Raw genomic sequence first — 21,912 nt, 5'->3', positions numbered from 1 at the left:
ATTATTTTTTGGGCGTTGAAACATCCTTAAAACAAAGCATATCAATTATTCTTTGAGAAGCACCATCATAGAAACCTGTTTCCTTTTGATAATTTTCGGGGTTTTGGAAAGTTCCGAAAACCATATCAATTAAAGGTAAGTCTGCATAGTTATTTTTATGTATTCCTCTTCCGTGGTGAATAGAATGACTTTCAGGGCGCTGAACGAGATAACCTATCCAACGTGGTGTTTTAATGTTTGCATGCTGAAAAAATGCTAAAAAGTTGATAATAAAAAGTAAAATGGTAATTGTCTGGGCTGGCAAACCAAGCAAAAGCGCAAAACTCACACTACCAACTAAAGTAAACCCAACCATATCTAAAGGACTATGAAACAATGAACCATAGGCATCTAATCGCTCTGCGCTATGATGCACTTGATGAAAAGTACGCCATAAAAAGTCATATTTATGCATGGTTACATGATAAAGGTAAATCACGAGTTCATATATAATTAAACCAATAAGTGAGCTTGTAACAACTCCTAAATTTGTTAAATCAAACACCTGAAATTCTGCCAATACAGGATCAATAAGAATTGGCAAATATGATGCTACAAAAAAGAAAACAAAGAAAAAGACTAACCCTTTAATTCTCCAAAACCTGACTTTAGGAAGTTTTCTTGCTGGAAATACTTCTTCCCACAATATTAGTAGTGCATACGACGCTAATACTGTTAACGACAAAGGATCTAACAATAATTCTAAGGGAGTTGGTAATTGTAAAATAATCTCTTTCATAATTAATAGTTTTTTGTTGGAGCTACAAAACTAAGTGCAACTTTAACTTCTAACTAAAAATTATTCTTGACCTATGTTAGGAATTTAATTTCTTTCTAATTCTGCTTAAGCTTTCTGGATGAATACCTAAATATTTTGCTATTTTATTTACTGGAATGTTCGATAGGTATTTAGCATGAGTGCTAAACATATCTTCATAACGTTCTTCGGCCGTTTTAGATAAAAAGTCTTTTTCCCTTTTTGCTTTTCTAATATAGGCTTGTTCTATTACAATACGACCTAGTTTATTAGCTTCAAAAGATTTATTATAAGCATTTTTTAAAGCTTCAAAAGAAATCATTTCTAATTCACAATCTGTTAAGGCTATAACCTGAACATCAGATGGTGTCTGAGTTAAAAAAGAGGTTAGAGCAGCAACCATTTCATTTTCAAAAAAGAAATCAATCACTTTTTCGGTCATATAGCTTTTTATATCTAACTCAACAATCCCTTCGTTTATAAAATAAACAACTGGTTCTATATCATTATAATCAGTAATGACTTCTCCTTTTTTGAAATGAACCTTTATGACTGAATACGGTAAATCGTCATACGACTTATATGATGTATTTAACATAGTATTGTAGAATTCTAAAAAGGACATATTACACGACTACTAAACAGTTCAACTCTAAAATTAATACTTTTAAAATCATTATCGTATATAAACAAAAAATCCTAAGCCAAAGACTCAGGATTCTTTTAATTTGATCTTATTGATATGCTATCCATCTGGATGCATAAACCTTTGTTTTGCCAACAATTCTTCTTCCGTTTCTACAACATCTTCATCAGGCACACAGCAGTCTACAGGACAAACAGCTGCACATTGCGGCTCGTCATGAAACCCTTTACATTCGGTACATTTATCTGGTACGATATAGTAAAGCTCGTCACTAACAGGTTCCTGAGCCTCATCAGCATCCACCTCATTACCATTTGTTAAAACCACAGTGCCTTCTAAACTTGTACCATCTTTGTAGCGCCAATCATCGGCACCTTCATATATTGCTGTATTTGGGCACTCTGGTTCGCAAGCACCACAATTAATACATTCATCTGTTATTATAATTGCCATAGTATTTTTTTTATCTTTTAAAATTCAAGAACTCTATTTCAGTTTCCTTAAATTTGCAATCGCAAAAATAAAGCCAAAACCCTTCATAACCAAATTCAGAATGCAATTACAAGAAAGAATTGATGCTTTTGTAAAATTAGGAGATTTTTTAAGGCAATTTTCTAATGAAGATATCTTAAAAGCCGAAAATATTGAACACAACAATATATTCTTTGACGGGTTTAAGCACCAACTAAAATTGGCTACAGAACATAACGGCTGGTTTACCCAGGACAACATTCGGTTTGCAATAAATTCTTGGAGTGAAGCTTTAACTTTAGAAAACCTTAATACTTGGTTAGGTCCATATAATATGGATAAAATCGCCTCTAAACAAGTAGCCATTATTATGGCCGGTAATATTCCATTAGTTGGATTTCATGATTTCTTATCGGTTTTAATATGTGGACACGATGTGCTAGTGAAACAATCATCAAACGACAAGCAACTACTTCCTTATTTAGCTAAGTATTTAGAATATATAGAACCTCAATTTAATGAAAAAATTGTGTTTACAGAGGAAAAAGTAGAAGGTTTTGATGCCGTAATAGCTACAGGCAGTAATAATACAGCGCGCTATTTTGAATATTATTTTAAGGGTAAGCCTTCAATTATAAGAAACAATAGGAATTCTGTTGCTGTACTTACAGGCAACGAAACAACTGATGATTTAAAAAACCTGTCTGATGATATCTTTAGATATTATGGTTTAGGTTGCCGAAATGTATCCAAACTCTTTGTTCCAAAAGGATACAAGTTTGACACCTTTTTTGAATCTATTTATCATTGGCATCCCATAATAGAAAAAGCGAAATACGCTAATAATTACGACTACAATAAAGCCGTATATTTAATGAGTGAATTTGATATGCTTGAAAACGGATTCTTCATGATTAAAGAAGATGAAAGTTTTGCTTCACCAATAGCTACCGTTTTCTACGAATACTATCAAGACACCAATCAGCTAAAGGAATTATTAAAAACTAAAAAAGAACAAATTCAATGCATTGTTTCAAGTGGATTTATGGAAAATGAAATCGCATTTGGAGCGACCCAAAAACCTCAACTTTGGGATTATGCGGATGACGTAGATTCTATTGAATTTTTATTAGCAATTTGACAAAAAAATTATTGATTTTTTAGCGTAAAATATGTAATTAATTAGGACCTTTGCAACTTAATTTTTACCACATAAAATGAAAAAACATAACTTTAGTGCAGGACCTAGTATTTTACCACAAGAAGTTTTATTAAAAGCCTCTGAAGCGGTAATTGATTACAACAATAGTGGATTATCTTTAATAGAAATCTCTCATAGAAGTAAGGACTTTGTTGACATCATGGAAAATGCTAGAGCTTTAGCTTTAGAATTACTTGGTTTAGAAGGTAAGGGATATAAAGCATTATTTTTACAAGGTGGTGCGAGTACTCAATTTCTAATGGTTGCACTTAACCTTTTAGAAAAAAGAGCTGGGTATTTAAACTCTGGTTCTTGGGCAGCAAAAGCTATTAAAGAAGCTAAAATTTATGACGATATTTATGAAGTAGCATCCTCAAAAGATGCGAATTATAATTATATCCCAAAAGGTTACGAAATTCCTACAGATTACGATTATTTCCACTGTACTTCAAACAACACTATTTTTGGTACGCAAATAAAAGAGTTTCCTAACTCCCCTATTCCTACGGTTTGTGATATGAGTAGTGATATTTTTTCACGTACCCTGGATTTTACTAAATTTGATATCATTTATGCTGGTGCTCAAAAAAACATGGGACCTTCAGGAACAACTTTAGTTGTGGTTAAAGAAGATGTTTTAGGAGCTGTGTCGAGAAAAATACCATCAATGATGGATTACAAGGTACATATCGACAAAGGTAGTATGTTTAATACACCTCCTGTATTCCCAATTTATACAGCTATGTTAACATTAGAATGGTTAAAAGGTCTTGGTGGAATTGCGGCTATCGAAAAAGAAAATGAGAAAAAAGCAACTTTAATGTATTCTGAAATAGATTTAAACCCATTATTTAAAGGGTTTGCAGCTAAAGAAGATAGATCTTTAATGAATGCAACTTTCACTTTAGAAAATGATAATCTTAAAGATACTTTTGAAACCATGCTTAAAGAAGCTGGTATTAGTGCTGTAAACGGGCACAGAAGCGTTGGTGGTTATAGAGCGTCTATGTATAATGCATTACCTCTTGATAGCGTAAAAGTACTAGTAGAGGTTATGAGTGAATTAGAGAGTAAAGCTTAATTATAAATAATAATATTTTCGCTTTTGCGGAAATAAAAAACTATAAAATGAAAGTATTAGCAAACGACGGTATTTCACAAAGCGGAATTGATGCTTTAGAAAAAGCAGGTTACGAAGTAAGTACAACAACAGTAGCACAAGAACAATTAATAAACTATATCAACGAAAAAGATATTGCAGTTTTATTAGTTCGTAGTGCAACCACGGTACGTAAAGATTTAATTGATGCCTGCCCAGGATTAAAAATTATTGGTCGTGGTGGTGTTGGTATGGACAACATTGATGTAGAATATGCTAGAGAGCAAGGACGCAGTGTAATTAATACTCCTGCTGCATCTTCCCACTCTGTTGCCGAATTGGTATTTGGACATTTATACGGATTAGCTCGTTTTTTACATAACGCCAATAGAGAGATGCCTCTTGAAGGCGATAGCAATTTTAAGGGTTTAAAGAAAGCGTACGCTAAAGGAACAGAGCTTAAAGGAAAAACTTTAGGTGTTTTAGGTTTCGGACGTATTGGTCAAGCAACCGCTAAAGTAGCTTTAGGAGCTGGTATGAAAGTTGTTGCTTTCGACCCGTTTTTAGAAAATGCTAATCTAGAATTAGATTTTTTTGATGGTCAAACTGTAAATTTTGATATCAAGACTATTTCTAAAGAAGATGTCTTAAAACAAGCAGATTTCATCACATTACACGTTCCTGCACAAAAGGATTATGTTATTGACGAAGCTGAATTTAACATTATGAAAGAGGGTGTTATAATTGCTAATGCTGCTCGAGGTGGTGTACTTAACGAAGTTGCTCTTGTTAAAGCTATTGAAAGTGGTAAAGTAGCCAGAGCTGCTTTAGATGTTTTTGAAAAAGAACCTAAACCAGAAATGCAATTATTAATGAATCCAGCACTATCCTTAACCCCACATACAGGTGCGGCTACTAATGAAGCGCAAGATAGAATTGGTACTGAATTAGCATCTCAAATAATTAATATTTTAGGATAAAGCGTAACCTTTATTTCAAATTATATATATTAATAAAACCCCAGCACTAAGTGTTGGGGTTTTATTTTTTAACTATATGTGACTTTATTGTCATTACTGCGTCTAAAGAACAGATGTCAGTACTTTTTTTGTACCTTATTCAACCCATAATTTAACCTCTTTAAAATAAAAAACATATTATGTCAGGAATTTTAGATTTATTAAACAGTGACCTAGGAAAAACAATTATTAATGGTGTTTCCGGTCAAACTAATCAACCACAAAGCAAAACGCAAGATGTATTAACCATGGCTCTACCCGTTTTAATGGCAGCTATGAAACGTAATGCAGCTACTCCGCAAGGCGCTGAAGGCTTAATGGGAGCTCTAAGCAACCAACATGACGGAAGTATCTTGGATAACCTAGATGGTTTATTTGGAGGCGGTGTAGACTCTAGCGTTATAAATGATGGTAGTAAAATATTAGGACACGTATTAGGAGCAAAACAACGAAATGTTGAAAACACCTTAGGAGCAAAAGCTGGTATGGATGCTAGTTCTGTTGCTCAAATTTTAAAAATTGCAGCACCTCTTTTAATGGGTATGCTAGGGAAACAAACAAGACAGCAAAATGTAAATAGCTCTAGCGGAATGGAAGACTTATTAGGGGGACTACTTGGGGGTAATTCTGCTAGACAAGAACAAAGCTTTTTAGAATCTATTTTAGATGCAGATGGTGACGGAAGCGCTATTGATGATGTTGCAGGAATGGTACTAGGAGGAAACAAAAAACAAGGAGGCCTTGGAAGTTTACTAGGTGGTCTTTTTGGAGGAAAATAAGTCCTGATTAAATGATATTAAAAAATGCTAAACTTTAAAGTTTAGCATTTTTTGTTAAAATCAATTTAAAATTGGCAATTTTATCATCCTTTTTTAGTATTTTAAGATATTGTCCGACTCATTGAAAAGATAGGTTAACTCATTTTCCATTTTTCAGAATTGTAATGTGGGGTACATTTGTTAAATAAACAAATCCTTAAATATTATGAAAAATCTTTTTTACATATTACTGCTATCTATTTTTGTACTTAATTGTAAAGTTTCAAAAACAACAACTACGACAAGCAACGAGAGACTTGAAGCAATCAAGCTAAATGATACTGTTAAAATTACAAATGAAGAGCTAGAGTATGAAATAATTATCATTGAACCTGGGTTTAATAATTGGTTACAAGGTACAGCACAACCCAGAGGGTTTTATTCACAAGGCTATTTAGAAGCCAGAAATAAAATTATGGTAATTGAATGGAACCAACGTGTTCTAACCCCGCAAAGGTTTAACCCTAGTCTTTATGAAATGCAAATTAATTACGAACAAAATATAGATTATGGATATGAAGTTAATTATATGCTCTATAATTATTTCATTTACTTCCAATTAACCTATAATCAAAGATTAGGACCTTTTGTGCCACGTATTTAATTTCATTTTAATACTTTTGCAACTAAATTGCAGGAGTGAAAAAATTAAAAGAAAAATGGAATATAGTTAGCAATTGGCAACTTATATTCCCAATACTGGGAATATTGGGTTTAGGTTACTCAGCTTTTAGACTATCTTCTTTATTTTTAAAAGATCAACACATTGCGTTTAATTTAGCATTAAGTGCCATATTTTTTTTAGTGCTTTTAAAATTAGTTCTCTTTATATTTTCCAAATTAGAAAAAAAATGGAACGTTACCTATAGATGGGAGCTTATTTCTATTTTTTTAGTTTTTGCAATTACAGGTTCTTCATCGGTATTTATTAGTAGGCCGTTAATAAAAATTATGGGCATCAATAAAGATAACCTTCCTGTTTTTGCCTATTGGGTTTTATATATACTAATTGGCTTCATCTTTTATCAAATTTTGCTTGTAGCCATTGGTTGGTTATTTGGTCAGTATAAATTCTTTTGGAATTTTGAAAAAAAGATGCTTCGTAGATTTGGTTTAAAACGGTTTATAGCTTAATTGGAGGCACAACAAAGACATATAACTTTCAGGATAGTATCAGCACTAATTGTTTTGGTTCTATTGGTTCCAACATGCATAAAAATTGCCCATATCTTTGAGCATGAAGGTCATCCATCTTGCGAAAAAATTGATACTGCCAATTTTCATGAGTGTGAAGTGGATTGTGTGTTTTATAAATACAATCTTCAACACTACGATTTAAAATCTCAGCATTACAATATAGAGTCTGTATTATTCAACAATTTTGAGGTTATCTCTATCTCTTATAACTTCTGTTATAATCATACAGTTTTATCTTTCTCCCTTCGCGGACCTCCAGTTCTAGTTTAATATTCCGATTTAAACTAAGAAATAATACAATAAAAACATAACACAATGAAACACAATTTATTGATTGTGGTCATGTTCATTTTTAGCACATACCATGCTCAAAGTTGTAAATATACTTTTATTGGTGAAGTAACAGATTTTCATGATGGTAGCCCAATGTCTGGAGCAACTGTTCATATTGAATCACTAAATCGTTACACAACGGCAGATATAAATGGTAAATTCTCCATTAAGAACCTTTGCAATGGCAAATTAATTTTGGTCATATCTCATGTTGGATGTGAAACCAACCGTATTGAAATTGATATTATTGGTGATACATTTAAGAAGATAGATATGGAGCATCATTTAGAAGAATTAGATGAAGTCAGCTTAAGAAACAAAGGAACTAAGACTACAAAAACAGCTCAGGAAACGGTTATTAAAGATGACGTTTTGGAACGCTATAGTAGTCTCAGTTTGGGTGATGCTCTAAAGGAAGTTCCAGGTGTATCCTCAATAAATACTGGTAATACAATTGTAAAACCTATGATAAATGGTTTGCATAGTAGTAGGATACTGATTCTTAATAATAGTGTACGTTTACAGGACCAAGAATGGGGTATTGAACATGCTCCAAATATTGACATCAATAGCGCAAATCAAATATCTGTTATTAAAGGAGCCGGTGCTTTAGCCTATGGTGGTGATGCTATTGGTGGTGTAGTTGTTATAAAACCAAGTAAAATAGTCCAAAAAGATACGCTTTTTGGGCGTACTATTTTAGGTGCGCAAACCAATGGTAGAGGCTATAATATATCTTCTACTTTGAATAAAAATTATAGTTCTGGGTGGTTTACACAATTACAAGGGTCTTACAGAAAAAATGGTGATTTCCATGCCCCTGATTATAACCTTACTAATACAGGCTTAGATTCAAAAGGTTTTTCTGCGCGATTTGGTAAAACCGCTTTTCAATCTGGTTTCGAAGCATACTATAGCTATTTAAATAATGAAATTGGAATTTTGAGCGCTTCGCATATTGGTAGTGTTTTTGATCTAAAGCGTGCCATAAATACGGGACAACCAACTGTTATTAAGGATTTCAGCTATGATATCAATGCTCCCAAACAGGATATAACACATCATTTAGCCAAGGCAAGTTATTACAAGCGTTTTTCAAACTTTGGTAAAGTTACTTTTCAATATGACTATCAAAACAATAGGCGCCTGGAATTTGATGTTAGAATTGGAGATAGAAAGAATACCCCTGCTATAGATTTAACATTACAAACTCACACTATCCTAGCAGATTTAAATTTGGATGCTAACTTAAATCGAAAATTTAATTTTGGCATCATGGGACGCTATCAGGATAATTTTGCAAATCCGGATACGGGTGTAAGACGTTTAATTCCTGACTATGACAAGTATGATTTTGGTGTTTACACTACGACCGAATGGCGAATAAAAAACGACTTGGTTGTTGATACAGGTATACGTTACGATTTTAATAGAATTGATGCAAAAAAGTATTACCGCAAATCGAGATGGGAAGAACGTGGATACGATGATGATTTTTCAGATATTATTATTGAAGAGTTACCAACACAGTATTTAACAAATCCCATTTTTGATTATCATAACCTTTCTGCTTCGGTGGGTGCTAAATTCTATTTAAATGATAAAAGCTACGTGATTGGGAATTACGCGCTTTCAAGCAGACCACCTAATCCTTCAGAATTATTCAGTGATGGTTTGCATCATTCGGCCGCAAGGTTTGAGCTTGGTGACCTGAGATTTGATAAAGAAGTTTCTAACAGAGTTTCTGCATCGTATAATTACAATACACCAAAATTCAATCTATCTGCTGAAATATTTTATAACAAAATAGAAGATTTTATCTATTTAATACCCTTTGATTTTATAAGCACAATACGAGGCCCCTTTCCGTTTTGGGAATACCAACAAGCCAATACTGAATTGTATGGCATTGATATAAATGCCACTTATAATTTAACAAATAACTGGCAATTACAAAATAGAACGTCTTTTATAAGGGGCTATGATTTAGAAAACCATATACCTTTAATTGAAATGCCGCCATTTAATACAATGAATCAGGTTACATATAAAAATACAACGTGGCATAATTTTTCTGCGAGTTTAAAATCTGAATGGGTATCTGAACAAAATGAATACCCTGATTTTAATTTTGAAGTAACAGACCAACTGACAGGTGAAAAATGTGAAATAGATATTAGCACGCCCCCACCTGCATATCACTTATTACATTTTTATAGTGAAGCGACTTTTAACCTTAGTGAAAAAACAAGTTTAAATGTAAGCTTCGGAATAAACAACCTTTTAGATACATCTTATAGAAATTATTTAAACCAATTACGATACTTCGCCGATGACCTTGGACGTAATGTAACATTACAAATACAACTCAATTATTAATAAAACGAATACAATCTTTTAAATATTAAAACAATGAAAATTAATTATTCAAATTCAAATCTTATGAAAACCACTAAATTTTTTCTTGGAGTATTTTTTTGCTTAACGCTTATTACATCATGTTCAGATGATGATACACCGCCACCAGTTCTTGAAGAAGAGTTAATCACTAATGTTACCTTAACTTTTACAAATGATGCAGACGCTACAGATGTTGTTGTAATGGGGAGTGTTGCTCCTGACGGTCAAGATGGAGCTTCTACGGAGGTAATTACTGGATCTTTTACTGCGAATGCAACATATTCACTAAATCTTGCGATAACTAACGCTTCTGAAACACCGCCTGAAGATGTTCTTAATGACGACATTATCCCTGAAGGAGACGAGCACTTTTTTGTATATGCCGTAAATGGTATCAATTTAACCATGTCTAGAGATAGTGATGACGAGGATGGAGCAGATGGTAATAAACTAGGTGTAAAAACAACTTGGGTTGCTGGTGCTGCAGGTACTGGAAATGTACAAATTACTTTAGTACACGAGCCAGAAGGTGCTGACGATTCTGACGAATGGGGTTCAGTAACTGGAGGTTCTGAAGACCTAAATATTACATTTACTGGTGCTGAAATTCAATAAGAATAAAAGCATATAGTATTATTTAAAAAAATCCCTTTCAAATTTGAAAGGGATTTTTTTTTATACCGGCATTCAAATAACGTCGGTACAAAAAATATTCTCAAAAACAATATCGAGAATGTCTAAACGGCAAAAAGTAAATTTTGCCAGTAACTATTTAGCACAAATAAAATTAATATATTGAACAAAATTCTAACTTACACCTTTTTCTTATCTATGCTTCGTAAAATTTTAATTTTTGGAATACTCCTTTTATCCTACTCTGTCATGTTTGCACAGAATAAAAAGCCAAAAGTAGCCCTTGTGTTAAGTGGAGGTGGGGCTAAAGGTGTTGCTCATATTCCAGTTTTACAAAAACTTGATAGTTTAGGGATTGTCCCAGACTTGGTATTAGGTACTAGTATGGGTAGTGTTATCGGTGGTTTGTATGCGGCTGGCTATTCTGGTGATGAAATAGAAGAATTGACCATGAAAGTTAACTGGGATGAAATTCTTGGGGGCACCATAGCATTAAGCGATGTTGGTGTGGAGGAAAAAAGTGAATTCAATAGATACCTCGTTAACCTAGATGTTATTGATGGAAAACCAAAAGTAAAACCAGCACTTTTAAAGGATCAGAATTTACGAGAATTACTATCTTCCCTGCTATATCCTGTATATAATATCCAAGATTTTGATAAATTACCTATTCCGTTCCGGTCTGTAACTACAGATCTTGTTAATGGAAAAGAAGTGATTATAAAGGAGGGGTCATTGAGTTTAGCCATAAGAGCAAGTATGTCCATTCCAAGTGTATTTGAGCCTGTAAAATACGAGAACACCTTATTAGTAGACGGAGGTGTTTTAAACAATTTCCCCACAGACGTTGCAGAAGAATTAGGTGCAGATATCATTATTGGTAGTGATGTAGGCGGAGGTATGCAGCCTATTGATAAACTTGATGATATTACTACTATTTTGTTTCAAACATCTATGATGACTAGCAATTTAAAAAATCCTGATAATCAAAAACGCTGTAATATACTCATAGACCATTACCCTAACCTTACCTACTCTACTCAAGATTTTGTAAAAACACCAGAAATTTACCAACAAGGTTTAATTGCAAGTAATGACAAACTAACAGACCTAATCGCTTTATCAAAAACTCTTGAAAACTTCCAAAAAAAAGAACATGAACTTCCCAATACTAAAGATGAATTTGCTTTTCATGAAATTGAATATAGAGATGTGAGTCCAGAAAACATGAGCTTACTAAAAGCCAGAATGAATATACATCCTAATACAATATATACTTCAAAAGAGTTAGCTCAGGCGATTGACAGAGCTATGGGTACAGAAATTTTTAATCAAATTACGTACGCGGTCAATATAACTGAAAACCAGACAAACCTCATTCTAACCTGTTATGAAAAGGCTAGAAATCAAATAAATGGTGCATTACATTATGATACCAGACAAGGTGTTGGGCTCATAGTTAATTACACTGGCAGAAATATTCTAGGCTATTCTTCTCGCCTTTTGGTTGGAATTGATGTAGCAGAACAACCAAAATTTAGAGTTGAGTATCAGCAAAATATTGGAGAAATCAAAAAATGGTGGTGGCGCGCACAAGCTTATGGGCAGAAATCAAAACAGAGCTACTATGTAAATGGAAATATTGGAGAAGAACTAAAAAGCAGTTTTTTTAAATCTTCTGTTCAATTTAATAGAGATTTAAATCCTTTATTTCAATATTTTGGTTTGGACTTGAATTATGAGCACAACAAAACTAAACCTAGGCTTGACCCTGGTGTAAATGACAATATTTATGATTTAAGACGCTATACAAGCGATAACTTTGAAATTGGGATACATTATTCGCAAAATAGTATGAACAAAGTCTTCTTCCCAAATAAGGGGACTTATTTTAAAGCCAGAATCACAAGATCACTCCTTCACAATGTTAATGTACAATATGACGAAGCTTTTGAAGATAATGTTTCGGGAGCAACCAATGGCTTTTCTAAATTTAGCTTTGAATTTGAAAAACGCATACCCATTAAAAATAAATTTTCATTTATAATTAATGCTGGAACAGGCTTAACTTTTATTGATACTGAACAAACAAATAAAATATCCTTTGTTAATAATGGACAAGGAGCACAATACGCGCTTGGGGGTAATTTACCAGTTAATCGACGCGATTCATTTACTTTTAGTGGTTTAGGTGACTCTGAGCTTATAGTTACTCAATTTATAAAAACACATTTGGGTGCTCAAATAACTGCTGCTCGAAACATTTATATAACCCCTTACATGAATTTTGGTTCTGTAGGATTTAAAAATGTAGATTCGTTTTTTGACAATATACTTTCGTCAAGTGCGAAATGGATAGATACTTCTGAAACTAGCTTTTTATTTTCAGTTGGTTCTACCTTTTCATATCATTCCATCTTAGGTCCTGTTAATTTTGATATAGCTTATGTAAACCATGTGAGTGATGTTCCTTTATTTTTTAATGTTGGTCTGAATTTGAATATTCCTGATTAGAACCGTACCTCTAACTCCTTCGATCTGTAATGTTGGTGGCATTTTATTAAAATTCTACTATATTCGTTTAGCTCTTAATGAATTATAATTTGAGGCAAATAAATAAGTCGTAATACACCATGAAAAAATTCTCTGTAATCATAATTTTAGTTCTAATTTCAATCTCTTGTAAAGAGAAAACTTTTGAAAAAGAAATTAGCAAATTAGAAATTGCTAAAAGCTACTACAAATGCCTGGACAATTCTGATGTTTCTGGAATAGCGACTATTTTAAATGATAGTCTTTTTACTAAAGAAACTGAATATGACTATGAACAGACATTTTCGTTAGAGGAATATGTTGAATGGGTGAAATGGGATTCTGTATTTGAACCTACGTACAAAATCCTTCAAGTTAAACAAGAAGGTGAAATTGTTAAAGCAAGGATTTCAAAAACAGATAAAAGAGTTTTATTTCTTCATGAAGAACCTATTGTTACTAATCAAGTTATCAGATTTCATATGGACAAAATAAGTAGTATTGAAACAACTAAATATGTAATCTTTAATGATACAACATTCATTAGAAATAGAAATAGGTTTTTAAACTGGATTGATGAAAATCATCCAGAATTGAAAGGATTCATACACGACCAAACTAAAAATGGAGGACTAAAGTATTTAAAGGCTATTGATTTATTCAAAAAGGAAAACTAAAATAGGTAGGCCTTTTACAGACTTCATACCTACATGTATTTATCAAGTGAAAAGTTAATTTAATCAAACTGCACTCAAAAGACTTTCAATTCTTCCTTTATTATCTATACTATCATTTTCTAAACAATACTAACTTTTCACAAAACAATAACCGATCTAACTATATAGTTTGTTTTATTTTAATTCTATTTCTGCTTCAAGTGGTTTAGATGCTCCTAATCTCTCACTTAAATTACCTGGAGAAGAGTTCCCAATGGTAATCTTATAGCCTCCTTTTCTCCAAATATTTTTGCCTTCTTCTGAAATTACTTGTAGCTGATCTGAATTTATTAAAAATTCAACTGATTTTTGCTCGCTTTTATTTAATCTGACACGCTTGAATCCTTTTAAACTGTTTAGCGGAATCCCTCCAGAGGTGTCTTTTGGGCTTATATAAAGCTGTACTACCTCATCAATATCAAAGTCACCGACATTTTCAACAATCAGTTTTATACGCAATTCCTGGTTCTTCTTTATTTTTTTTGAAGATAACTCTAAGGCTTTGAATTCTGTATCCGAATAGGTTAATCCAAAACCAAAAGGAAACATGGGCTCCTCTGTCATATATTTATAAGTACGCCCTTTCATCGAATACGTTTCGTAAGGCGGCAACTGACTTACATTTTTAGGAAATGTAATTGGCAAACGACCAGAAGGAGACACTTTACCAAACAATATATCGGCCACGGCATTCCCACCCTGTTCACCAGGATACCATATTTGTACTATGGCATCGCAATGTTCTTCTATACCTTCTAAAGAAATGGGGCTACCACTTGCAATAACTAAAATTAACGGCGTATCTTTTTTCTTCTCTATAATTTGATGAATATATTTTATTTGATTTTCAGGTAACTTTAAATCTATCCTATCACCACCATGACTTGAAGCTATGGCGTCAACACCTTCTCCCTCAAAATCTGCTGTGGTACCAACAACACAAATAGTAACGTCTGACTCTGCAGCCACATTCGGTGCCCAATTTTTTGGATTAGGGTTTATTTGAAAAGGGAGTGCCCCACTTCTGTAATTTAATGACGTTCCTTTAGAAACAGCCCCTGTAATCCCTTCCAATATTGTAACTAAACCAGTACTTACTCCATAATAACTACCCATTAGCATATCATTAGAATTTGCAAAAGGGCCAGTTACATAAGGTACTTTTATATCAGGTGAAAGAGGTAAAACACTATTCTTATTTTTGAGTAATACAATAGATTTTTGCGCTACCTCTCTAGATAAAGCAATATGTGCTTTAGAGTGAATGTCTTCTACCCCTATGTTTCTGTAAGGATTGTCCTCTTCCTTATTAAACATGCCTAAACGAAAGCGTGTTTTATAAAGTTGCATGAGTCTTTTATTCAATAATTTCTCACTGACTAAGCCTTTTTCAATGGCCTTTTTCAAGTTTTTATATGCACCACCACAATTTAAATTCACTCCTGTTTTCAAAGCGAGTGAAGATGCCTCTAGAGGTGTTTTTACATAGCCCTGCCCTCCTGAAGCTCCAGAAATAGCACCACAATCAGAAGTTACATAACCATCAAAATCCCAATCCTCCCTTAAGGTTTCCTTCAATAAAAACTCATTCATGCAAGATGGTTTTCCAAATACCATATTATATGCCGTCATTACACCTTCTACCTTAGCTTCAGTAACCAAAGCGTTGAAAGCAGGGAAATAAGTTTCGTACAAATCCTGTTTAGATACTTCAACATTAAATTGAAGTTTATTATGCTCAGGTCCCGAATGCATTACAAAATGCTTAGCACAAGCGGCAACTTTTAAATGATTTGGATCTTCTCCTTGTAATCCCTTAACAAAAGCAACCCCTATTTTAGAGGCCAAATAAGGATCTTCTCCATAACACTCTTGCCCTCTACCATAACGAGGGTCTCGAAATAAATTTACAGTGGGCGACCAAAACGTAAGTCCAGCAAATTTACTATGGTTTCCCATTTTTTGCGCTATTTCATATTTGGCTCTCGCCTCTGTAGATATGGCATCTGCAACTCTATGTACTAATTCAGAATCAAAGGTTGCTCCCAAACCAATTGCTTGCGGAAAAATTGTAGCTTCTCCATTTCTTGCTACTCCGTGTAATGCTTCACTCCACCAATTATAATCAGGGATTTGTAATCTTGGTATTGCACTTGAACTATGAGTCATTTGACTTACCTTTTCATCCAATGTCATTTGATTTACTAAAATCTCAACCCTCTCTTCAAGAGGCTTTGTGGCATCTAAAAACCCATAATCGACTTCCTGCGCCATTGTAATAGTACAGATAAAAAGAAAGTAAAATGTAAATTTGAATTTGTTGTTTCCTAACATTTGATTGTTTTAGAATTTGGTTTATTCTCTGTCTATTTAATGCTTATTTTATTGCAAAACTATTATAACAAAGACCATTAATAAAAATATTAATGCCCTAAAAAAAGTGAAAGACACTTTATTTAAACTACTAATTATGCTATACCAAAATACGCAAAATGAACTAAGATTAAAAACAAAAAAAGCCCTTCAATTTCTTGAAAGGCTTTTACTTTTTGGGTGGAAGACCGGATTCGAACCGGCGACCCTTGGTACCACAAACCAATGCTCTAACCAACTGAGCTACAACCACCGTGTAACTGCATTTTGTAATGCGTGTGCAAATGTAATTGTTTTCAATCTTATCTACAAAGACTTTTTTAATATTTTCTCTGTATTTGAAAAATAAAACAAGGGCCTTACCCTAACTACTTTAAATCGAATAAACTATCAACTGCTGGGTATCTTTCAACGTTAAACCCTTCGGCATATTCAACACCAATAAGTCTCCCTAAGTCTCTGGCTCTATAAATAATACTATCGGTAAAATTTTTACTAGATATTGGTGTTTCTGGCTCTTTACTATTCGCATCATAAAATTGTGTTTTATAAGCCAAAACAGATGCCATCTTAACATCAATATAACCTGACACATCCACTGCTATATCTGGTTCTAAATTTTTCCACTGTATAAAATGATAAACCTGTTTAGGCCTCCAGGGTTCTTGACAAACTCGATCTTTTAATGTCGTTTCAATTTTCATTAAACCACTTAAAAAACAGGCATCACTCACCAACTTGCTACCTTTTCCATGATCTATATGCCGATCATCAATTGCATTACAAATAACTATCTCTGGCTGATACTTTCTTATGATTTTAATAACCTCAAGTTGATGCTTTTTATCATTTACAAAAAATCCATCGGCAAATCCTAAATTTTCTCTAACGTCTACTCCCAATATACGAGCTGCAGCTGCAGCTTCAATCGCTCTGGTTTCTGCTGTTCCCCTTGTACCCAATTCTCCTCGAGTTAAATCAAGTATCCCTACTTTTTTACCATTAGCAACTTCTTTCGCAATAGTAGCTCCACAACCCAACTCCACATCATCTGGATGTGCCGCAATGGCCAAAATATCTAATTTCATATGTCTTTTATTTTCATTTTAAGTGTTAAAATTGCGTTTATATTTCGCATTTATCACTCCCCTAATTCTAATTTCAATAAATATATTAAGAATACTTAAATACTAAATATTACTATCACGTTTTCGTCTTCAACATTAACAAATAAAACCACTATAATTTCATAATTATTAAAAAACAACACCGCTTGTTAAAGCATGATATTAGTCATAATTAATACTTAAATTGTAGGGTAATTTTACCTCATATTTATAAAACACTAAATCTAATAAACAATTATAGAATATGATCTATTTAATGCTCGCCATTTTAGTTATTACCATTGGTCTCTTTGTTTGGGGAAAGTTTACACCAGATATAGTCGCTTTAATTTCCATGCTAAGTTTATATTTGACAGGTATTTTAACTTCGTCAGAAACCTTAAGTGGTTTTAGTAATCCTACGGTAATTATGATTGCCGCATTATTTATTATTGGAGAGGGAATTGCACAGACAGGTTGGACCGCAATGGCTGGTAAAAAGTTTGTTGAATGGGCTGGCAATAGCGTTCCCAAACTACTAGTTATTGTAACGCTTGGTGCTGGTGTACTATCTGGATTTGTTAGTAATACAGGAACTGTAGCCACCTTAATGCCTTTAACCATATCTTCGGCTTGGAGTATTGGAACATTGCCATCAAAAATGTTAATGCCTGTTGCCTTTGGATCTAATACTGGAGGGTTATTAACATTAACCGGTACACCTCCAAATATTATTGCTAGTAATGCTTTAGTAGATGCTGGTTTTGAAGGTTTCTCTTTCTTCGAGTTTGCTTTAATAGGTATTCCCCTATTAATTATAGCATTGCTCTATTTTAGATATGTAGGTTACAGATTATTACCTAAAAACAAAACCAATAATAAACCTGTTAATATTGAATCTACTTTACACAATTGGATTGGAGCCTATAAAATTGACAGTGGATATTATAGATTGAGAGTACGATCCATATCACCATTACTAAATACTAAATTAGAACAGTGGCATTTTGAAAAAACGTACAACGTATCTATTATTCGTATAAAAAGAAGACATCCTAAAATTTTAAAAGGCATCCCTCAATTTATTGAATTTCCAGATCCTAGTACAGAATTCTTGTACCATGATATTATTACCGTTAAAGGCGACACTGAGGCCATTAACAAAATGATGATAAGCTTTAGGTTAGGTCTTTTACCTCTTGAACCGATTACTGACGAACTTAAAAACAACTTGATTAATCAAGAGGTGGGAATGACCGAAGTAATTGTTAACCCAAACTCTATGCTTGTTGGTAGAAAGTATAAACTGGGTGATTATTTCAAACGTTTTGGTATCCAATTACTAGCTGCTTCAAGAAACAATAAACCTTTAAGCGATAAAGAAATTACGATTAAAGCTGGAGATGCTTTTTTATTAAGAGGAACTTGGAACAGCATAGAAGATTTAAAGAATCAGCATGAACACTTAGTAATTATTGGTAGTCCTGAAGGTATGGCGAAAAACGTAGATAGCTTAAGCCCAAAATCATACATTGCCTTAGGCGCATTAGTACTCATGATTATCATGATGGTATTTAAAATTGTTCCAGGATCTATAGCAGCGTTAATTTCAGCTGGAGTCGTATTACTTACTGGATGTGTTCCCATAGCAAAAGCCTATAAAGGTATTAGTTGGACCAGTGTGGTTATGATTGCTGCAATGATACCAATGGGGATCGCACTTCAAAAAACAGGTACAGCACAGCTAATTGCTAATGCATTGGTAGAATATTTAGGGGCTATACACCCAATTATGCTACTAGGTGGCGTATTTTTACTAACAACAACATTTAGTCAGGTAATAAACAATTCGGCCACGGCAGTGCTTATGGCACCCATAGCTATTCTCGCTGCACAGTCTTTAAACTTATCGCCTGCACCTTTTATGATTGTAGTTGCCATTAGTGCCTCTACAGCATTCTTAACACCAATAGGTACTACAACCAACGCCATGGTAATGACTGCAGGAGGGTATAAATTTATGGATTACCTAAAAGTGGGCGCTCCGCTTCTTCTTATGTTCTTCATTATTGCCATGGTGTTAGTCCCAATAATTTGGCCATTTTAGTCTATTTTTTTAATAGATAATGTTTATACATGTTAAAAAGGGAACTCTAAGGAGTTCCCTTTTTACGTTCTTTTAAATCTATTGAAACGTCCAAGCAACAATACGAGATATTTTATTACCCTGTTCCATATTAATGATTTTGATCTCTGACGCACCAAGTTTGTTAAGGGAACTATACATGCCTTTTACCAAATCTTTTTTAGAAACTAAGGTTGTAAACCACTTACATTGGTCTTTAAATAATGAGCTTTCATATAAATAGTTATGAATAAAAGCTTTCTCCCCTCCTTTATACCAAAGCTCATTGCTTTTACCTGAAAAATTACGTACGTGCTTCTGCCCTTCTTTGTTCAGACCTTTTAGCTTTTTTGAGGTCGCTTCAAGCGCCTCCTGTTCAGATTTATAAAATGGTGGATTACAGATGGAAATTGAAAATACATCTGTATCAAGAATAATTCCTTCTAAAATATGAGCACTGTCTTTTTGTAACCGCAATTTAATGCTAGCATTTAACCTATTTTTGTCAATAATATCTTGAGCGTTTTTTAAAGAAACCTTATCAATATCAGTTCCAGTAAAATTCCAACCATATTCGGCGTTTCCCAAAAGTGGATAAATACAAGTTGCTCCTGTACCAATATCTAAAACATTAATACTATTATTGATTCCCGACTCTTTTAACACATCAGCTATATGATGAATATAATCAACACGCCCAGGTATTGGTGGACATAAATTAGCATCTGGGAAGTCCCAAAATTTAATATTATAATACTTTAACAACAATGCTTTATTTAGCGCTTTAATAGCTTCTGGCTGAGCAAAATCAATTGTTTTATTTTGGTAATTATTTTCATAAACAAAAGGCTCTAACTCTGGATATAAATCGCACAATGCATTTAAGTCGTACCCCGATTTATGCTTATTCTTTATATGAAATTTTGATTTTGTTTTGATAGATTTAAGTTATTTTGAATCGTTATATTCCTGTTAAAACTTATGCGAAATTAGTGATTACAATTTACATAATGGGTTTAGGTTGTTGAAATGAATTCTTATATATTCGCATAAAAATTTAAGGATGCTAAAGGCTGTTATTTTTGATATGGATGGCGTTATAATTGATAGCGAACCCATGCACAATAAAGCATATCATGATATGTTCGATGAAGTTGGAATTGATGTATCAACAGAGTTATACGAATCGTTCACTGGGCAATCCACCATAAATATTTGCAAACGCCTTTGTGATCATTTTAATCTTAAGGAAACTCCTGAAACCTTAGTAGCATTAAAACGAAAGCATTATAAACATTTTTTTTATAGTAATTCTGACCTTGGACTTATTGATGGCGTGTTAGATTTAATAAAAGAGTATCATAAAAATGGATTAACCTTAGTTTTGGCTTCTTCGGCGGCTATGACCAGTATTAATCAAATTTTTGAGCGATTTGATTTGAATCAATATTTTGTAGCTAAATTAAGTGGTGGTGACCTCAAAGAATCTAAACCTCATCCTGAAATATTCATTAGAGCTGCTGAAGCCACAGGTTTTGAAAAAGAAGAATGTATAGTCATAGAAGATTCTACTAATGGTATTGAAGCTGCTAAAGGAGCTGGAATTTATTGTGTAGGCTATGATAGTTTTCACTCAAAAAATCAAGACTATAGTAAAGCTAATATGGTTATTTCAGATTTTAAAGATATAACCTTCAGTAAAATCAATAATTTGTTTTAAGTCTTTTCGTTGTTTGCTTTTTGCACTATTGCTTTTAATCTTTCTTTGCGTAAAGCTTCCTCTGCCTTTTTCCTGTTTTTCTTCTGATCCATCAATCTAGAATGCTTCGCTTTATTTTTAGTATTTTTTTCTCTTCCTTTCTTAGCCATAACGAAAGTATCTATTTTTTAAATTTAAGTAGTGCGTTTTGTTCTTCCATAAGGTTGGTCAATTTAGATAATAATTCAATATCCTTTGGAGTAGCCACTGTCTCATCTTTAGTGTCTTGCGATTTATTTCTTAACCTATTCATAAACTTAACCACTATAAAAACAGTGAACCCTATTATAATAAAATCTAAAAAGGCTTCTCCAAAGGCGCCATAACCAATAGCCACTTCATCTTTTAAAGTTGTTCCAGAAGAATCAATAACAGCATCCTTTAAAATAATACGTTTACTATTCATATTTACGCCATCTGTCATTAAAGATAATGGTGGTAATAACACTTTTTTTACCAGCACATCAATCACCTTATTAAATGAGGCACCAATAATTATACCTATGGCCATATCCATCATATTCCCTTTTACCGCAAATTCCTTAAACTCTTTAAACAACTTCATCTTTTTATATTTACTTTCTTTTAGCAAAGATATTAGAATATTGCCTTAGCAACCTATATTTTCATTTATAATCTTAAAAGCTAATATTTTTATTTATTAGCTAATTAACTAATATTTTTTGAT

20 protein-coding genes and 1 tRNA gene are annotated in these 21,912 nt (G+C 33.1%); 12 read left to right on the top strand and 9 right to left on the bottom strand.

Annotated elements, in window-relative coordinates; translation table 11 throughout:
* Window position 1 precedes the first annotated feature (1 nt).
* The 3 genes from Q0857_RS07030 to Q0857_RS07020 all read right to left on the bottom strand — a co-directional run bounded on the left by Q0857_RS07030 (window position 2) and on the right by Q0857_RS07020 (window position 1,895).
* Window positions 2-778 carry a sterol desaturase family protein gene (locus tag Q0857_RS07030; RefSeq protein WP_298533344.1) on the bottom strand — a complete coding sequence of 259 codons (777 nt, stop codon included), beginning with the start codon at window positions 776-778 and terminating at the stop codon, window positions 2-4.
* A 76-nt stretch (window positions 779-854) separates the two neighbouring features.
* Entirely contained in the window at window positions 855-1,394 is a 540-nt protein-coding gene (locus tag Q0857_RS07025; protein ID WP_298533342.1) for a Crp/Fnr family transcriptional regulator, read from the bottom strand.
* Window positions 1,395-1,541: 147 nt separating this feature from the next.
* A complete protein-coding gene (locus Q0857_RS07020) occupies window positions 1,542-1,895 on the bottom strand; it encodes a 4Fe-4S dicluster domain-containing protein (RefSeq protein WP_298533341.1) in 354 nt (117 codons plus the stop codon).
* 100 nt (window positions 1,896-1,995) lie between these two features.
* Here Q0857_RS07020 and Q0857_RS07015 point away from each other — a divergent pair, with 100 nt between their 5' ends.
* The 10 genes from Q0857_RS07015 (at window position 1,996) to Q0857_RS06970 (ending at window position 13,822) form a co-directional block, all read left to right on the top strand.
* Window positions 1,996-3,054, top strand: coding sequence for an acyl-CoA reductase (locus tag Q0857_RS07015; RefSeq protein WP_298533340.1), 1,059 nt, complete (start codon window positions 1,996-1,998; stop codon window positions 3,052-3,054).
* Between the two features lie 76 nt (window positions 3,055-3,130).
* Window positions 3,131-4,195: a 3-phosphoserine/phosphohydroxythreonine transaminase gene (gene serC / locus Q0857_RS07010; RefSeq protein ID WP_298533339.1), complete on the top strand. Its 1,065-nt coding sequence runs from the start codon at window positions 3,131-3,133 to the stop codon at window positions 4,193-4,195.
* Between the two features lie 47 nt (window positions 4,196-4,242).
* Window positions 4,243-5,193, top strand: coding sequence for a D-2-hydroxyacid dehydrogenase (locus Q0857_RS07005; protein WP_298533338.1), 951 nt, complete (start codon window positions 4,243-4,245; stop codon window positions 5,191-5,193).
* Between the two features lie 179 nt (window positions 5,194-5,372).
* Window positions 5,373-6,011, top strand: a complete 639-nt coding sequence (locus Q0857_RS07000) for a DUF937 domain-containing protein (protein WP_298533337.1) — start codon at window positions 5,373-5,375, stop codon at window positions 6,009-6,011.
* A gap of 205 nt (window positions 6,012-6,216) precedes the next feature.
* On the top strand, window positions 6,217-6,654 hold the full coding sequence (locus Q0857_RS06995) for a DUF6146 family protein (protein ID WP_298533336.1): 438 nt from the start codon (window positions 6,217-6,219) through the stop codon (window positions 6,652-6,654).
* A gap of 35 nt (window positions 6,655-6,689) precedes the next feature.
* A complete protein-coding gene (locus tag Q0857_RS06990; protein WP_298533334.1) occupies window positions 6,690-7,184 on the top strand; it encodes a DUF6787 family protein in 495 nt (164 codons plus the stop codon).
* Window positions 7,185-7,562: 378 nt separating this feature from the next.
* Complete coding sequence (locus tag Q0857_RS06985; RefSeq protein WP_298533333.1) at window positions 7,563-9,959, top strand: TonB-dependent receptor; 2,397 nt, start codon at window positions 7,563-7,565, stop codon at window positions 9,957-9,959.
* Between the two features lie 63 nt (window positions 9,960-10,022).
* On the top strand, window positions 10,023-10,595 hold the full coding sequence (locus Q0857_RS06980; protein WP_298533332.1) for a type 1 periplasmic binding fold superfamily protein: 573 nt from the start codon (window positions 10,023-10,025) through the stop codon (window positions 10,593-10,595).
* A gap of 180 nt (window positions 10,596-10,775) precedes the next feature.
* Window positions 10,776-13,127, top strand: a complete 2,352-nt coding sequence (locus Q0857_RS06975) for a patatin-like phospholipase family protein (protein ID WP_298533330.1) — start codon at window positions 10,776-10,778, stop codon at window positions 13,125-13,127.
* Window positions 13,128-13,246: 119 nt separating this feature from the next.
* Window positions 13,247-13,822, top strand: a complete 576-nt coding sequence (locus Q0857_RS06970; RefSeq protein ID WP_298533328.1) for a hypothetical protein — start codon at window positions 13,247-13,249, stop codon at window positions 13,820-13,822.
* Window positions 13,823-13,996: 174 nt separating this feature from the next.
* Here the strand turns inward: Q0857_RS06970 and Q0857_RS06965 are convergent, their stop codons facing one another.
* The 3 genes from Q0857_RS06965 to bshB1 form a co-directional block, all read right to left on the bottom strand.
* On the bottom strand, window positions 13,997-16,195 hold the full coding sequence (locus Q0857_RS06965; protein ID WP_298533326.1) for a glycoside hydrolase family 3 C-terminal domain-containing protein: 2,199 nt from the start codon (window positions 16,193-16,195) through the stop codon (window positions 13,997-13,999).
* A gap of 217 nt (window positions 16,196-16,412) precedes the next feature.
* Window positions 16,413-16,488, bottom strand: a tRNA-His gene (locus tag Q0857_RS06960).
* A gap of 114 nt (window positions 16,489-16,602) precedes the next feature.
* The gene (bshB1, locus tag Q0857_RS06955; protein ID WP_298533324.1) at window positions 16,603-17,322 is read right to left on the bottom strand and encodes a bacillithiol biosynthesis deacetylase BshB1; all 720 of its coding nucleotides are present in this window, start codon (window positions 17,320-17,322) and stop codon (window positions 16,603-16,605) included.
* Window positions 17,323-17,605: 283 nt separating this feature from the next.
* On the opposite strand from bshB1, the gene Q0857_RS06950 reads away from it, so the two are divergent.
* Window positions 17,606-19,447: an SLC13 family permease gene (locus tag Q0857_RS06950; protein ID WP_298533322.1), complete on the top strand. Its 1,842-nt coding sequence runs from the start codon at window positions 17,606-17,608 to the stop codon at window positions 19,445-19,447.
* A 78-nt stretch (window positions 19,448-19,525) separates the two neighbouring features.
* Here the strand turns inward: Q0857_RS06950 and rlmF are convergent, their stop codons facing one another.
* Window positions 19,526-20,404 carry a 23S rRNA (adenine(1618)-N(6))-methyltransferase RlmF gene (rlmF, locus tag Q0857_RS06945; RefSeq protein ID WP_298534093.1) on the bottom strand — a complete coding sequence of 293 codons (879 nt, stop codon included), beginning with the start codon at window positions 20,402-20,404 and terminating at the stop codon, window positions 19,526-19,528.
* A 124-nt stretch (window positions 20,405-20,528) separates the two neighbouring features.
* Between rlmF and Q0857_RS06940 the strand changes: the two genes are divergently transcribed.
* Window positions 20,529-21,185: an HAD family phosphatase gene (locus tag Q0857_RS06940; protein ID WP_298533320.1), complete on the top strand. Its 657-nt coding sequence runs from the start codon at window positions 20,529-20,531 to the stop codon at window positions 21,183-21,185.
* Here the strand turns inward: Q0857_RS06940 and Q0857_RS06935 are convergent.
* Window positions 21,182-21,334, bottom strand: coding sequence for a hypothetical protein (locus Q0857_RS06935; protein ID WP_298533318.1), 153 nt, complete (start codon window positions 21,332-21,334; stop codon window positions 21,182-21,184). The two genes, Q0857_RS06940 and Q0857_RS06935, sit on opposite strands and share 4 nt — an antisense overlap.
* An 11-nt stretch (window positions 21,335-21,345) precedes the next feature.
* A complete protein-coding gene (gene mscL / locus Q0857_RS06930; protein WP_298533316.1) occupies window positions 21,346-21,789 on the bottom strand; it encodes a large conductance mechanosensitive channel protein MscL in 444 nt (147 codons plus the stop codon).
* Window positions 21,790-21,912: the final 123 nt, after the last annotated feature.

It is taken from the genome of uncultured Algibacter sp. (assembly GCF_947495925.1).
Lineage (GTDB): Bacteria > Bacteroidota > Bacteroidia > Flavobacteriales > Flavobacteriaceae > Algibacter_E.
The sequence above is the reverse complement of the archived record's forward strand: the minus strand, read 5'-3'. Positions and strand labels throughout refer to the sequence as shown.